The sequence below is a fragment of the Aureimonas sp. Leaf427 genome, assembly GCF_001425485.1.
Taxonomy (GTDB): Bacteria; Pseudomonadota; Alphaproteobacteria; order Rhizobiales; family Rhizobiaceae; genus Plantimonas.
This window is the reverse complement of the sequence record NZ_LMQW01000012.1, coordinates 383,784-399,168: the sequence shown is the minus strand read 5'-3', so window position 1 is coordinate 399,168 and position 15,385 is coordinate 383,784. Positions and strand designations below refer to the sequence as shown.

The window sequence follows — 15,385 nt, the reverse complement described above, 5'->3', positions numbered from 1 at the left end:
TTCGAGTCGCTCCCTGGCTCCCTCGGCCGCCCGCCATCCAAGGACCTCCCCTGGGACCTTTCCAAGGACTTCCATGTCAGACGTAGAGCAGAACAGCCCGAGCGCCGAATACGGCGCCGATTCCATCAAGGTTCTCAAGGGCCTCGACGCGGTGCGCAAGCGCCCGGGCATGTATATCGGCGACACCGACGACGGCTCCGGCCTCCACCACATGGTCTACGAGGTCGTGGACAACGCGATCGACGAAGCGCTGGCCGGCCACGCGACCAAGGTCACCGTGACCATGAACGCCGACGGCTCGGTGACCGTCACCGACAACGGGCGCGGCATCCCGACCGATATCCACACCGGCGAAGGCGTCTCGGCGGCCGAGGTCATCATGACCCAGCTCCATGCCGGCGGTAAGTTCGACCAGAATTCCTACAAGGTCTCCGGCGGCCTCCACGGCGTCGGCGTCTCCGTCGTCAACGCGCTGTCGGTCTGGCTGAAGATGAAGATCCGCCGCAAGGGCCGGGTCCACGAAATGTCCTTCACCCACGGCGTGCCCGACGGCTCGCTGGTGGAGACGGGCGACTGCGGCTCCGAAACGGGCACGGAAATCACCTTCCAGCCCTCGCAGGAGACCTTCACCAAGGTCGAGTTCGACTTTCCCACGCTGGAGCACCGGCTGCGCGAGCTGGCCTTCCTGAACTCCGGCGTCGCCATCGTCCTCACCGACAGGCGCCATGCCGACGAGAAGAAGGTCGAGCTGATGTACGAGGGCGGTCTCGTCGCCTTCGTCAAATATCTCGACGACGCCCGCAAGCCCTCGCTGCCCGAGCCGATCACGGTGAATGCGGAGCGGGACGGGATCACCGTCGAATGCGCGCTCTGGTGGAACGACAGCTACCATGAGAACGTGCTCTGCTTCACCAACAACATTCCCCAGCGCGACGGCGGTACGCATCTGGCGGGATTTCGCGGCGCGCTGACGCGCCAGATCATCGGCTATGGCGAGAGCTCCGGCCTTACCAAGAAGGAGAAGCTGACGCTGTCCGGCGAGGACTGCCGCGAGGGCCTCACCGCCGTTCTCTCCGTGAAGGTGCCGGACCCGAAATTCTCCTCGCAGACCAAGTCCAAGCTCGTCTCCTCCGAGGTGCGCCCTGTCGTCGAAAGCGCCATGAACGAGGCGCTCGCGACCTGGCTGGAGGAGCATCCGGCGGAAGCCAAGGTGATCGTCGGCAAGGTCATCCAGGCCGCCGCGGCCGCGGCCGCCGCCCGCAAGGCGCGCGAGACCGTGCGCAAGGACAGTCTTTCCGTCTCCACCCTGCCCGGCAAGCTCGCGGACTGCCAGGAGAAGGACCCCGCCAAGTCCGAGATCTTCATCGTCGAGGGTGACTCCGCCGGCGGCTCGGCCAAGGGCGCGCGCTCGCGGCAGAACCAGGCGATCCTCCCGCTGCGCGGCAAGATCCTGAACGTGGAGCGCGTGCGCTTCGACCGCATGATCTCGTCGGACCAGATCGGCACGCTGATCACCGCGCTCGGCACGGGCATCGGGCAGTTCGAGGGCTCGACCTACGGTTTCGACGCCGACAAGCTGCGCTACCACAAGATCATCATCATGACGGACGCCGACGTCGACGGCGCCCATATCCGCACCCTGCTTCTCACCTTCTTCTTCCGGCAGATGCCCGAGCTGATCGAGCGCGGCTACGTCTACATCGCCCAGCCGCCGCTCTTCAAAGTGACCAAGGGCAAGCAGTCGCAATATCTGAAGGACCAGAAGGCGCTCGACAACTACCTGATCGAGGGCGGTCTCGACGAGGCCTCGCTGACGCTCGGCTCCGGCGAGGTCCGCGTCGGGCGCGACCTGCGCACGGCGGTCGACGACGCTCTGGCCTTCCGCGCCTCGATGTCGGGCCTTCACACGCGCTACGACCGGATGGTCGTCGAACAGGCCGCGATCGCCGGCGCCCTCAGCCCTGCCGTCGCGGACGACACGGACAAGGCGTCGCGCGTCGCCGCCCTCATCGCCGAGCGGCTGGACCGGCTGGCGGAGGAGGGCGAGAGCGGCTGGAGCGGCGAGGCCTTCGAGGGCGGCTATCGCTTCCTGCGCAACGTGCGCGGCGTGGCGGAAGTGCAGGTGCTCGACGCCGGCCTCATCCAGTCCGGCGACGCCCTGGCCATGAACCGCCTCTCCGAACGCCTCTCCGAAATCTACGCGGAGACGCCCGTTCTGAAGCGCAAGGAGACCGAGCGCCTTCTCTCCGGCCCGCTCGCGCTTCTCGACGCCGTCTTCGAGGTCGGCCGACGGGGCCTGGCGCTCCAGCGCTACAAGGGCCTCGGCGAGATGGACCCCGAGCAGCTCTGGGAGACCACGCTCGACCCCGACGTGCGCTCGCTCCTCCAAGTGAAGATCACCGACGCGACCGACGCCAACCTCCTCTTCTCCCGCCTCATGGGCGACGAGGTCGAGCCCCGCCGCGAATTCATCCAGGAAAACGCCCTCCAGGTCGCCAATCTCGACATTTGAGGGCGTCTCTTCTTGTCCGAGCCGCCGCCAGACGGTTGCCGGCCATGGCCTACGTCCTGGACGATGCCGTCCGTCCGTCGCGGGGATTTTGAGGGCCGTTCGGATCTTCCGCGCCCGCTAGAACGGATGACGTCAGACGGCAGTCCGGTCTCGTTCGGAGCGAGCCCGGCGGATTTCAGGCGTAGTCGATCCAGACGCCGCCGCCCTCTGCCGACCGCACGCAGGTCTCGACCCAGCGCACGCCTTCGATGCCCGCCTTGATGTCCGGATAGCGAAGGCCGGCGAGAACAGCCGCATCGCCTCGATCCGTCGCTTCCATGGCGATGGCGAAACGGTCGTAGAGATTGGCCCAGGCCTCGAAGAGGCCCTCGGAATGACCGGCGCCGATGCGATCGTCGGCAAGGGTGGCGGGGTGAAGATAACCCATGCCGCGCTCGAGAATGCGCACCGGCTCGTCCTGCACTTCGAAGGAAAGCTGGTTCGGCCGTTCGTCCCACCATTCGAGGCTGGCCTTGGAGCCGACGATGCGGATCTTCTGTCCGTGCATGGAGCCGGCGTTGACGGCGCTGGACCAGACCGTGCCGAACGCGCCGTTGTCGTATTCCATCAGCGTGACGGCGTTGTCCTCCAGCGGCGCGCGGCTTTTCACGAAGCTCTGGCGCGCGCACATCAGACGCTTGATCCTGAGATGCGGCAGGATGACCTCGGAAATGTAGAGAGGATGCGTGCCGACGTCGCCGAGAACGTAGCTCGGGCCGGCGAAGCGCGGATCGACCCGCCAGCGCGTCGCGGGATTGGTCTCCTCGACGGCGGCCGAGTGAAACCCGTGCGCGAACTGGAGGTTCACGAGGCGGATCTCGCCGAGCGAGCCGGCGGCCACGAGGGCCCGCGCCTCTTCGATGAGTTGGTGCCCGGCATAGCCGTAGGTGACGCCGACGATCTTTCCTTTCGCCTTCGACAGTGCCTCCAGTTCCAACGCCTCGGCGACGGTGAAGCAGAGCGGCTTTTCGCAGACGACGTGGATGCCATGCTCCAGCGCCGCCTTGGCGATGGAAAAGTGGGTGTTGTTCGGCGTCGCGATCGAGACCGCCTCGATCGCGTCCTCCCGCGCCGTTTCGGCCGCGAACATGGCGTCGAAGCTCGCGTAGCAACGCTCGGGCGCGACGTCGAGCTCGATGCCGAAGGCCCGGCCCCGCTCCGCATCGAGATCGAAGGCACCCGCGACGAGGTCGAAGTTCCGGTCGCGCAGGGCCGCCGAGCGATGGATGTAGCCGATCTGGCTGCCGCGTCCGCCGCCCACCATCGCCCAGCGGATCGGCCGCTTTGTTCGTCTCTCGCCGTTGATCATGGTCTCGTCCTCCCCGAAGATGTCATACCAGCGGCCATGACCTTCGACATGTCGAAGGTCATGGCGTCACAGTGGCGTAAGCCGCCGCCGCGCCGTTCGGCGCGGGATACCCGCGGTCCTTTCCAAGGGCCGCCGGTATCAGAACCCGACGCGGGCCAGATAGTCGCGGCTGGCCTTCACGTCGGCGAGGCTGCCGCCGGCGTTGCGCGGATCGCGCTCCTGCTCGACGGTGATGAATCCCGCATAGCCGAGCCGGTCGAGCAGCGCGCGGATCGCCGGATAATCGATGACGCCGCGTCCGATCGGGCACATCACCCCTTGCGCGCAGGCCTCGAAGAAGCGGATCCGCTCTCCGAGCACGCGCTCGAAGACGATCGGGTCGATATCCTTGAAGTGAAGATAGTCGAGCCGGTCGGCGTAGCGTTCCAGCGTCGCGACGGGGTCCATGCCGGCATAGTGGGTGTGGCCGGTGTCGAGGCAGAAGCCGGCGAGGTCCTGCGGCACGTCGGCGGCGATGCGCTCGATCTCGTCGGCGAACTCGATATGTCCGCCGGCATGGGGATGGATCACGGCGCGCACGCCGTGAGCGTCGCGCGCACGCTCGGCGATGGCGCGGATGTTCCCCACCATCCCCGCCCATCGCGCATCGGACAGGCGCGGCGCGCGGTCAAAATGGCCGGCACAATAGTCGCGCTCCTCGTGGCCCCAGTCCATCACCGTCAGATAGGGGGCCGAAAACCGCTGGCCGGGATGACGGTCCGGCTGCGGCAGCCGCGTGACGAGCGCGCAGATCTCGTCGGTCTGGCGCAGGAGGTCGTCGCGCTTCTCCGGTGAGACGAGATCGTCGAAGATCGTGCCGGCCACGATGAAGAGCCCGCGCTCCCTCAAGGCCGAGGAAACGACGTCGACATCGAGCGGCACGTAGCCGTAGGGGCCGAGTTCCAGCCCGCCGAAGCCGGCCGCGCGCACCTCGTCGAAGACGTGCTCCCAGGCGGGAAGGTTCGGATTGGTCACGTCGTCGACGCCCCAGCAGCAGGGCGCCGTCGTGATGGTGATCGTCATCGCCTGATCCTCCTCCGGTCGGGCGCCCGGCCGGCTCGCCGGGTCTTCCCGCGGCCGAACCTAGGGATCGAAGCGCTCTTCCCAAAGCGGAGCTTTGATGGGATCACCTCAAGCGGGACGGCCCGGGAGGCAGGAGATGGGTGGAACCAAGCCGACGCTCGGGGACGTGGCGCGTGTCGCGGCCGTGTCGCTCGCCACGGTGGACCGGGTGCTGAACGGGCGAGGCGGGGTGGCTCCCGACAAGGAGGCGCGCATCCTGGCGGCGGCCCGCGCGCTGCGCCTCGACCGCGCTCTCGCCCATCGCCCGCAGCGACGTCTGCGCGTCGCCGTCCTCATGCAGGCGCCGAAGAACCCGTTCCATGCGGCGCTGAAGGTCGCTCTCGACCGCGCCGCGCCGCTCTTTGCGGAAATGAGCCTCCAGTTTTTCGTGCATCACATCGATCCCAACGATCCAAGGCGCATCGCCGAGACCACCCGGTCGAAGGCGGATGCGTTCGACGGTCTCGTCGTGGTCGTGCCCGACGAGCCCGACGTCGCAGAGGCTCTTCGAGCCGCGGCGAGCCGCCGGCCCGTGGTGACGCTGGCGACGGATGTGCCGAGCAGCGGCCGGGCCGCCTATGTCGGGCCCGACGACCGCCGGTCCGGGCGCGTCGCGGGCGATCTTTTCGGCCGCTTCCTCGGGCCCGAAGGCGGGCGCATCGCCATGCTGGCGGGATCGAGGGCGATGACGGGCCATCGGGAGCGGGAAGCCGGCCTGCGGGAGGTCTTCGCCGAGCGATATGCGGGCGCAGGGCTCGGGCCGGTCCTGGAAAGCGGCGAGGATGCGGACAGGGCCGGACGTCTCGTCTTCGAAACCTTCTTAGCCGATCCCGGCTTGCGCGGCCTCTATCACAGCACGGCCGGGGCCGGCCCGGCCATGGCGGCTCTGCGCCGGCTCGGCCGGGATCGGGACACGGTCGTCGTCATGCACGAGCTGACGGCCGACCGTCGCCGGTTGCTGCGCGATCGGGCGATCGACGCGGTGATCGATCAGGACCCGGAGCTCGAAATGCGCGTCGCGATGGAAACGATGGCGCGGCTCCTCTCCCGGCTGGAAGGGGAGGCGGCGACGCTGATCACGGACGTGCGCATTCACATGGCCGAAAACGCATGACGGCAACCATATCGCATCTCTGAGATCGACGAATGGCCGCAGGTGGAGAACGGACACATTCCGATCTGCGTCGTATGCCCGGATTTATTTCGATATGTACGTTCCATTTTCTTCGATCGCGTTCCGCCTCTCGACGAGGTGGCGCATGCTCGAACTTCAAGTCTTGCCTGCTGCTGCCCGTCATCTCAGCGTCGGAAAAGATCAGCACTATCAAGTCGAGCTTGAGCGAAATTCAAAGAATTCCGCAGTGCAACAAGACGTTTCGAAAGGTGGAATGCGGTTGCGTCTTCCGAGCTGCGGTATCGATGCCCTCGCGGCAATGGATCGCGGATCCTCCCTTGACACATGCTTTTGCATCGGAATATGTAGATTGAAATTGAACAAGACAGAAAATTCATTCTGAATTTGGGAGCGACCTCGGATGTTGCCGTTTGCCTTGAACCACATGGTCGCGCCCCGTCTCGACGTCGCCGCCTTCTTCGACGCCGCCGTTCGGCTGGACCTCGACGCCGTCGAAATTCGCAACGATCTGGACGGCGTCGCGCTGAAGGATGGAACGGCGCCGGCCGAGGTGCGGGCGCAGGCGGCGCAGCGGGGCCTGCGCATTCTTTCGATCAACGCGCTTCAGCGGTTCAACGACTGGACGCCCGAGCGCGAGCGCGAGGCGCGCGAGCTGGCCGCCGACGCCCGGGCGGCGGGTGCCGAAGCGCTGGTTCTGTGCCCGGTGAACGTCGAGGGCTTCTGGTCGAACGACGCCGATCGCTTGGCGGCCCTTCGGCAGGCGCTCGGCGGCCTCGCGCCGATCCTCGCCGAGGCGGGCCTCGTCGGCCTCGTCGAGCCGCTCGGCTTCGCCGAATGCTCGCTCCGGCTGAAGCGCGAGGCCGTGGATGCGATCGAGGCGATCGGGGCGGCCGATCGCTTCAAGCTCGTCCACGATACGTTTCACCATTTCGTCGCGGGAGAGACCGAGATGTTTCCCGATCGGACGGGCCTCGTCCACATTTCGGGCGTCGAGGATACGGCGGTCGCGCGCGAAGCCATGCGCGACTCCCATCGCGTGCTCGTCGGACCGGGCGATCTCATCGACAATATCGGGCAGGTGAAGCAGCTGCAGGCCGGCGGATATCGCGGCGCGCTGTCCTTCGAGCCCTTCGCGGCCGAGATCGCGGCCAGCGCCGACATCGCGGGCGAGCTTGCCGCGAGCATCCGCTTCGTCGAGGCCGGCCTGGCGGCGACGAAGGCCGCCTGAAACGACATTCCACCCGTCGGACGACATTCGCGGGATCGATGGAATCGGGCGCGGGAGGTCGCGGCCCGAAGATCTTGGAGGAGATCAGACCACCATGAAGCGCATTCTCATGACACTCGCCGCCTCGGCGGCCCTGATGACCTCGGCTTCGGCCGCCGATGTCGGCGTCTCGATGGCGCTCTTCGACGACAACTTCCTGACGGTCGTTCGCCAGGGCATCGAAAAGGCCGGCTCGGAAAAGGAGGGCATGAAGCTCCAGTTCGAGGACGCCACCAACGACATCGGCAAGCAGCTCAACCAGATCCAGAACTTCATCGCCCAGGGCGTCGCCGGCATCATCGTCAATCCCGTCGATACCGACGCGACCCCGCAGATGACCAAGCTCGCCGCCGATGCGGGCATTCCGCTCGTCTACGTGAACCGCCAGCCGGCCGATCTCGACACGCTGCCGGAGAAGGTCGCCTTCGTCGGTTCCGACGAGCGCGATTCCGGAACGCTGCAAACGCAGGAGGTCTGCAAGCTCCTGGGCGGCAAGGGCGACATCGTCGTGATGATGGGCGAGCTGTCGAACCAGGCGGCCCGCCAGCGCACGCAGGACGTCGAGGACGTGATCGCCAAGGAGCCCTGCACGGGCATCAAGATCCTGGAGAAGCAGACGGCGAACTGGAGCCGCACCCAGGCGACCGATCTCATGACCAACTGGATTTCGGCCGGCCTGAAGCCCGCCGCCGTCGTCGCCAACAACGACGAGATGGCGATCGGCGCGATCCAGGCGCTGAAGGCCGCGGGCGTCACCGACGTCGTCGTGTCGGGCATCGACGCGACGCAGGACGGCCTCGCCGCCATGAAGGCCGGCGACCTCAAGGTCACGGTCTTCCAGAACGCGGCCGGCCAGGGCGCGGGCGCCGTCGACACGATCGACAAGCTGATCAAGGGCGAGAAGGCCGAGAAGGTCAACAACGTGCCCTTCGAGCTCGTGACGCCCGAGACCATGGCCAAGTACGAAGCCAAGAACTGACGGGACCGGGGCGCCGCCCGGCGGCGCCCCACCCACGTCCGTCCCTTCGTCCTTCAGGCACCCGTTCAGGAGAGCCGTCCGCCATGAAATCGTCCTTCGTCATCGCCCTCGCAGCAATGCTCGCCTCCGCCGCGACGCCCGCTCTCGCCGAGACCGTCGGCGTCACGATCGCGCGTGCCGATTCCACCTTCCTCACCATCCTGCGCAACGGCATGGAGGATCGCGCCAAGGCCCTGAGCGGCGTGACGCTTCAGGTGGAGGACGCGCAGAACGATCCCCAGCGCCAGCTCGACCAGGTGCGCAACTTCATCGCCTCCGGCGTCGACGCCATCGTCGTCGCGGCCGTGGACGGCGACGGGACGCCCGCCATGAGCAAGCTCGCGGACGAGGCCGGCATTCCGATCGTCTATTCCGTGCATCCGCCGGCCGATCTCGACAGCCTGCCGAAGAAGGCCGCCTTCGTCGGCTCCGACGAGCTGGAATCGGGCACGATGCAGACCAAGGAGGTCTGCAAGCTCCTCGGCGGCAAGGGCTCGGCCTATGTCCTGATGGGACCGCTGAACAACCATTCCTCGATCGTGCGCACCAAGGACATCGAGGATGTCCTGGCGACGCCGGAATGCTCCGGCATCACGATCGTCGACCGGCAGGCCGCCGGCTGGGATCGCATCGAGGCCCAGAACATCATGACCAACTGGCTCTCCTCCTCGGCCGAGTTCGACGCCGTCATCGCCAACAACGACGAGATGGCGATCGGCGCGATCCAGGCGCTGAAGGCCGTCGACCGCGACATGAAGAGCGTCGTGATCGCCGGCATCGACGCGACGCCGGACGGGCTCTCCGCGATGAAGGCGGGCGAGCTCGACGTCACCGTCTTCCAGAACGCCACGCAGCAGGGGGCCGCCTCGGTGGACGCCGCGCTGTCGCTCGCCAGGGGCGAGGCGACGGAGCCGAAGATCTGGGTGCCGTTCGAACTCGTCACGCCCGCCAACATCGCGAGCTACGACACGTCGAAGTGAAACGCTCGACCGCGCCGGCGAAGACCGGCCGGCCGAGGCTCCGGGAGGACAGGGACATGTCGGCACAGACGATCAGCCCGACCACGATGCGCGCGGTCCGCGAGAGCGGCGCGGTGCCCGGTGCCGACTACCTCCTCGAGGTGGACGGGGTCACGAAGACCTTTCCGGGCGTCGTCGCCCTCGACGGCGTCGAGTTTCGCGTGAGGCGCGGCACGGTCCATGCCCTGATGGGCGAGAACGGCGCGGGCAAGTCGACGCTGATGAAGATCATCGCCGGCGTCTACACGCCGGAGGGCGGCGAGTTCCGCCTGCGCGGCCAGCCGATCCGCCTGACCTCGCCGCTCGACGCGCTCGAGAACGGCATCGCGATGATCCATCAGGAGCTGAACCTGATGCCCTTCATGACGGTCGCCGAGAACATCTGGATCCGCCGCGAGCCGAAGAACCGCTTCGGCTTCGTCGATCACGGCGAGCTGCGCCGCCGGACCGAAAAGCTCTTCGCGGAGCTCTCGATCGACATCGACCCGGAGGTCGAGACGCAGACGCTCTCCATCGCCAGCCGCCAGATGGTGGAGATCGCCAAGGCCGTCTCCTACAATTCCGACGTCCTCATCATGGACGAGCCGACCTCGGCGCTGACCGACCGCGAGGTCGAGCACCTCTTCCGCATCGTGCGCAAGCTGCGCGCGGAGGGGAAGGGCATCGTCTACATCACGCACAAGATGGACGAGCTCGCCGAGATCGCCGACGAGGTCTCGATCTTCCGAGACGGCAAGTATATCGGCACGAAGGACGCCAAGACGGTCACGCGCGACGACATCATCCGCATGATGGTCGGGCGCGAGCTGACGCAGATGTTCCCGAAGGAGGAGGCCAAGATCGGCGAGGTCGTCCTCTCCGTCCGGGACCTCTGCCTCGGCAAGGTGTTCCGCGACGTGTCGTTCGACCTGCGCGCGGGCGAGATCCTCGGCCTTGCCGGGCTCGTCGGTTCCGGGCGCTCCAACATCGCCGAGACGCTGTTCGGCGTGACGCCTGCGAGCTCGGGCACGATCGAGATCTTCGGCAAGGCGGTGAGCGTCGACAGCCCCGCCGTCGCCATGCGCCACGGCCTCGCCTTCCTCACCGAGGACCGCAAGGACACCGGCTGCTTCCTGCAGCTCTCGATCACCGAGAACATGCAGATGGCGGTCATCAACGACCAGTTCACCTCGGCCGGCTTCGTGCGCCAGAGCGCCGTCGACAAGCGCTGCGAGGCGATGGCGAAGGTCATGCGCGTGAAGACGCCCGACCTCGACGAGCGCATCGGCAACCTGTCCGGCGGCAACCAGCAGAAGGTGCTGATCGGCCGCTGGCTGCTGACCGACCCGAAGATCCTCATCCTCGACGAGCCGACGCGCGGCATCGACGTCGGCGCCAAGGCCGAGATCCACCGCCTGATCTCCAAGCTCGCCGGCGAAGGGCTCGCGGTCATCATGATCTCGTCGGAACTGCCCGAAGTGCTCGGCATGAGCGACCGCATCATGGTCATGCACGCCGGACGCCTCACCGGCATCGTCGACCGCGCGGACGCCACGCAGGAACGGATCATCGACCTCGCCTCGAACTGAGGCCGCTATCTCTTCAGACTTTCAAGGACTTGCAACGACGCCGGCCCGGCCTCCATCGCTCCGCGATGCGCCCGTCGGGACGAAAGATGCCGGGAGACGACCATGACCCTACAGGAAGCGACGCATGGCGGCGTGCCGCCGGCTCCCGCCGTGGACAGGCCGACGAAGCGTCGGCGCAAGCTGCCGACGGAGGTCTCCATCCTCCTCGTCCTCGTCGGCATCGCCCTCGTCTTCGAGGCGCTCGGCTGGGTCCTGATCGGCCAGAGCTTCCTCGCCAACAAGCAGCGCCTCGTCGTGATGATCCTCCAGGTCTCGGTGATCGGCATCATCGCCGTCGGCGTGACGCAGGTCATCATCACGTCCGGCGTCGATCTGTCCTCCGGCTCGATCGTCGCCTTCACGGCCATGGTCGCGGCGAGTCTCGCGCAAAACCCGGACTATGCCCGCGCGGTCTATCCCTCGCTGACGGGCCTGCCCGTGATCCTGCCGATCGCGGCGGGTCTTCTCGTCGGCCTCGGGGCCGGCCTCGTGAACGGCTCGCTGATCGCCTATACGGGCATCCCGCCCTTCATCGCGACGCTCGGCATGATGGTCGCCGCCCGCGGCGCGGCCAAGTGGTACACGGGCGGCCAGCCCGTCTCCATGCTGTCGGACAGCTACGCGGCCATCGGCTCCGGGGCGATGCCGGTCGTCATCTTCCTCGTCGTCGCGCTGATCTTCCACATCGCGCTTCGCTACACGCGCTACGGCAAGTTCACCTATGCGGTCGGCGCCAACCGGCAGGCCGCCATCGTCTCCGGCATCAACGTCTCGCGCCACCTGATCTTCGTCTATGCGATCGCGGGCACGCTCTCGGGCCTTGCCGGCATCGTCACCTCGGCCCGCGCCGTCTCGGGACAGGCCGGCATGGGCGCGTCCTACGAACTCGACGCCATCGCCGCGGCCGTCATCGGCGGCACCTCGCTCGCCGGCGGCGTCGGCCGCATCACGGGCACGGTCATCGGCGTCATCATCCTCGGCGTCATGACGTCCGGCTTCACCTTCCTCAGGATCGACGCCTACTACCAGGAGATCGTCAAGGGCGCGATCATCGTCGCCGCCGTCGTGATCGACCAGTATCGGCAGAAGAAACGCTCCAAGGCCTGACGCCGCTCGGCCCCACGCCTCCGCCGCTCTCCTCTCCTTCTTTCCTTCTCCGCGTCCGGCCGTCCGGCGGGCGCTTCCAACGGAACCAGACCACGATGACTAAGACCTCGATCGGCGTCGGCCTCATCGGCACCGGCTTCATGGGCAAATGCCACGCGCTGGCCTGGAACGCGGTCGCTGCGACCTTCGCCGAGACCGCCCGTCCGCGGCTCGTCCATCTCGCCGAAGCGCGCGCCGATCTCGCCGGCGCCAAGGCCGCCGAATTCGGCTTCGCCCGGAGCACCGAGGACTGGCGCGCCGTGATCGCCGACCCGGAGGTGGACGTCGTGTCCATCGCGGCGCCGAACCCGTTCCATGCCGAAATGGCCATCGCGGCCTTCGAGGCCGGCAAGCACGTCTGGTGCGAGAAGCCGATGGCGACCTCGCGCGAGGATGCGACGGCCATGCTGGAGGCCGCGCGCGCCACGGGCCGGGTCGCGGTGCTCGGCTACAACTACATCCAGAACCCGGTCGTCCGGCAGATGGAGGCCGTGATCCGGGACGGCGTCATCGGCGAGGTCAACCATGTGCGCCTCGAGATGGACGAGGACTTCATGGCCGACCCCGATGCGCCCTTCGCCTTCAAGAACGGCGCCGATTCCGGCTATGGCGCGCTCGACGACTTCGCCGTTCATCCGCTCTCGATCCTCTGGCGCCTGGCCGGGCCGGTGGCCGAGGTGATGACGGACCAGGCCAAGCCGTACGCGAGCCGCGAGGGCCGCCCGGTGGAGACGCACGAGATCGCCACCAGCCTGCTGCGCCTGCGCAGCGGCGCCTCCGGCCTGCTCGTCGCCAACCGCGCGGCCTGGGGACGCAAGGGCCGGATCGCGGTCCAGGTCTTCGGCTCCAAGGGCACGATCGCCTACGACCAGGAGCGGATGAACGAGTTCCAGCTCTTCACCCGCGAGGGCGACGAGCGGCTGCAAGGGTTCCGCACGGTTTTGTCCGCGCCCGTCCACGCGCCCTACGACCGCTTCATCCCGGCGCCCGGCCACGGCCTCGGCTTCAACGACCTCAAGGTGATCGAGGCGCACGAGCTTCTCGCCGCCATCGAGGGCAAGCCGGCCCGCATCGTCGATTTCGAGACGGGTTTCGCGATCGAAGACACGGTGCATGCCATGGCCCGCTCGCACCGGGACCAGCGCTGGACCGCCGTCTGACCATCGGCCGCCCATCGCTAGCCCACCGGTCGCCTCGACATCTCAAAGAACACAAACAGCTGAAAGCAAGTCCATGACCCTCAAAATCGGCGTGATCGGCACCGGCGCGATCGGCCAGGAGCACATCGCGCGTCTCCACGGGAAGCTGGCCGGCTCGGCCGTGGTGGCCGTCAACGACATCAATCCCGACAGCGCGAGGTCCGTCGCCGACCGGCTCTGCCCCGGCGCGGCGGTTCACGCCACGGGCCAGGGCGTCGTGTCCGATCCGAACGTCGATGCCGTCGTCGTCACCTCCTGGGGCCCCAGCCACGAGGAGTTCGTGCTGGCCTCCATCGCGGCGGGCAAGCCCGTCTTCTGCGAGAAGCCGCTCGCGACCACGGCAGAGGCCTGCCTGAAGATCGTGGAGGCCGAGATCGCCAGCGGACGACATCTCGTGCAGGTCGGCTTCATGCGCCGCTACGATGCCGGCTACAGGGCTCTGAAGGAGGTTCTCTCCTCCGGCGAGATCGGCGAGGCGCTGCTCCTTCACTGCGCCCATCGCAACCCGACGGTGCCGGCGCATTACGTCGGCGACATGGGCATCACCGATACGTTCATCCACGAGATCGACGTGCTGCGCTGGCTGGTCGGCGACGATTACGTGTCCGCGCAGGTCATCCAGGGCCGCAAGAGCCGCCACGCCCATGCCGAGCTCGACGATCCCTACATGATCGTCCTGAAGACGCGCTCCGGCATCGTGATCGACACCGAGGTCTTCGTGAACTGCCAGTTCGGCTACGACATCCAGTGCCAGGTCGTGGGCGAGGACGGCACGGCGAACCTGCCGGAGCCCTCGGCGGTCCCCATGCGCAAGGGCTCGAGGTCCTCGCAGTCCATCATGATGGACTGGAAGCTGCGCTTCATCGACAGCTACGACGTCGAACTCCAGGAATGGATCGTCTCCACGACGGCCGGCCGCGTCGACGGCCCGACCGCCTGGGACGGCTACTTCGCCGCCGTGACCTCGGACGCCTGCGTCGAAGCCAAGCGGACGGGCGGGATCGTTCCCATCGAGGTCAAGGACAAGCCGGCCTTCTACGCCTGAGGGCGCCTCGACACCGGTTCCGTTTCCCGTTCCGCATCCTGTGAGCCACGTCCATGAAGATCGCCCTCGATCCGCACATGCACCGCCATCTGCCGCTGCCCGAGCTCTGCCGCAAGACGGCCGAGCTCGGCTTCGAATATATCGAGCTCTCGCCGCGCGACGACTTCCTGCCCTGGTGGGTGCGTCCGCGCGCCCATAAGGAGCGGGTGGCCGAGTTCCGCAAGGCCCTGTCGGATCACGGCGTGAAGCTCGCCTCGGTGCTGCCCATGTATCGCTGGGCGAGCCCGCACGAGGACGAGCGGCAGGCGGCGGTGCGCTACTGGAAGGAAGCCATCCGCGCGACGGTGGCGATGGACTGCGACACGATGAACTCGGAGTTCGGGCGCGGCCCGTCCCCCGATCGCGGCCACCGCTCCGGCAATTGCTGCGGCGGTGCCGGGCACTTCACCCACGAGCATTCCGAAGCCGCCTGGTGGCGCTCGATCGAGGAACTGGTGCCGATCTTCGAAAAGGAGGGCGTGACGCTCAACATGGAGCCGCATCCCGAGGACTGGTGCGAGACGCTCCATCCGGCGATCGACATGCTGAAGACGATCGGCTCGAACAACGTCAAGTTCCTCTACTGCGCGCCGCACACCTTCTACTTCGGCGACGACATGGGCCGGATGATCCGCGATGCCGGGCCGCTGATCGCCCATGTCCACGTCGCCGACACCTACAACCACAAGGCCTCGTCCGGCCTTCGCTACATCGTCAACCCGCCGGGCGCGAAGGTCACGATCCACCAGCACATGGACATCGGCAACGGTGAGATCGACTGGGACGTCTTCTTCTCCTCGCTCGCGGCGGTCGGCTTCGACGGCGTCGTCACGGCCTGCGTCTTCGGCTGGGAGGAGCGCGCGGACGCCTCCGGCCGCTTCATGCGCGAGCGGATCGGGCACTATGTCGACAAGCATTTCGGGGCGAAGGCCGTCCGAGGGTGACGCGG

12 protein-coding genes are annotated in these 15,385 nt (G+C 67.3%); 10 read left to right on the top strand and 2 right to left on the bottom strand.

Annotated elements, in window-relative coordinates:
- Window positions 1-73: 73 nt before the first annotated feature.
- Window positions 74-2,512, top strand: coding sequence for a DNA topoisomerase (ATP-hydrolyzing) subunit B (gene gyrB, locus ASG62_RS10055; protein ID WP_056688614.1), 2,439 nt, complete (start codon window positions 74-76; stop codon window positions 2,510-2,512).
- Between the two features lie 175 nt (window positions 2,513-2,687).
- On the opposite strand, the gene ASG62_RS10050 is transcribed toward gyrB, so the two are convergent.
- Window positions 2,688-3,860, bottom strand: coding sequence for a Gfo/Idh/MocA family protein (locus ASG62_RS10050; RefSeq protein WP_056688611.1), 1,173 nt, complete (start codon window positions 3,858-3,860; stop codon window positions 2,688-2,690).
- Window positions 3,861-3,998: 138 nt separating this feature from the next.
- Entirely contained in the window at window positions 3,999-4,922 is a 924-nt protein-coding gene (locus tag ASG62_RS10045; protein ID WP_056688608.1) for a TIM barrel protein, read from the bottom strand.
- Between the two features lie 136 nt (window positions 4,923-5,058).
- Between ASG62_RS10045 and ASG62_RS10040 the strand changes: the two genes are divergently transcribed.
- From ASG62_RS10040 to ASG62_RS10000, 9 genes are all read left to right on the top strand, one after another.
- Window positions 5,059-6,075, top strand: coding sequence for a LacI family DNA-binding transcriptional regulator (locus ASG62_RS10040; RefSeq protein WP_056688605.1), 1,017 nt, complete (start codon window positions 5,059-5,061; stop codon window positions 6,073-6,075).
- Window positions 6,076-6,496: 421 nt separating this feature from the next.
- Complete coding sequence (locus tag ASG62_RS10035; protein ID WP_056688601.1) at window positions 6,497-7,324, top strand: TIM barrel protein; 828 nt, start codon at window positions 6,497-6,499, stop codon at window positions 7,322-7,324.
- Between the two features lie 94 nt (window positions 7,325-7,418).
- Window positions 7,419-8,342, top strand: coding sequence for a sugar ABC transporter substrate-binding protein (locus ASG62_RS10030; RefSeq protein ID WP_056688598.1), 924 nt, complete (start codon window positions 7,419-7,421; stop codon window positions 8,340-8,342).
- 83 nt (window positions 8,343-8,425) lie between these two features.
- Window positions 8,426-9,361 (top strand): sugar ABC transporter substrate-binding protein, encoded by a 936-nt coding sequence (locus ASG62_RS10025; protein ID WP_056688595.1) that lies wholly within the window; start codon window positions 8,426-8,428, stop codon window positions 9,359-9,361.
- Between the two features lie 56 nt (window positions 9,362-9,417).
- A complete protein-coding gene (locus ASG62_RS10020) occupies window positions 9,418-10,968 on the top strand; it encodes a sugar ABC transporter ATP-binding protein (RefSeq protein WP_156382047.1) in 1,551 nt (516 codons plus the stop codon).
- 102 nt (window positions 10,969-11,070) lie between these two features.
- A complete protein-coding gene (locus tag ASG62_RS10015) occupies window positions 11,071-12,114 on the top strand; it encodes an ABC transporter permease (protein ID WP_056688592.1) in 1,044 nt (347 codons plus the stop codon).
- Between the two features lie 95 nt (window positions 12,115-12,209).
- Window positions 12,210-13,313, top strand: coding sequence for a Gfo/Idh/MocA family protein (locus ASG62_RS10010; protein ID WP_056688589.1), 1,104 nt, complete (start codon window positions 12,210-12,212; stop codon window positions 13,311-13,313).
- Between the two features lie 73 nt (window positions 13,314-13,386).
- Window positions 13,387-14,397: a Gfo/Idh/MocA family protein gene (locus ASG62_RS10005; RefSeq protein WP_056688586.1), complete on the top strand. Its 1,011-nt coding sequence runs from the start codon at window positions 13,387-13,389 to the stop codon at window positions 14,395-14,397.
- A 53-nt stretch (window positions 14,398-14,450) separates the two neighbouring features.
- Window positions 14,451-15,380, top strand: coding sequence for a sugar phosphate isomerase/epimerase family protein (locus ASG62_RS10000; protein WP_056688583.1), 930 nt, complete (start codon window positions 14,451-14,453; stop codon window positions 15,378-15,380).
- Window positions 15,381-15,385: the final 5 nt, after the last annotated feature.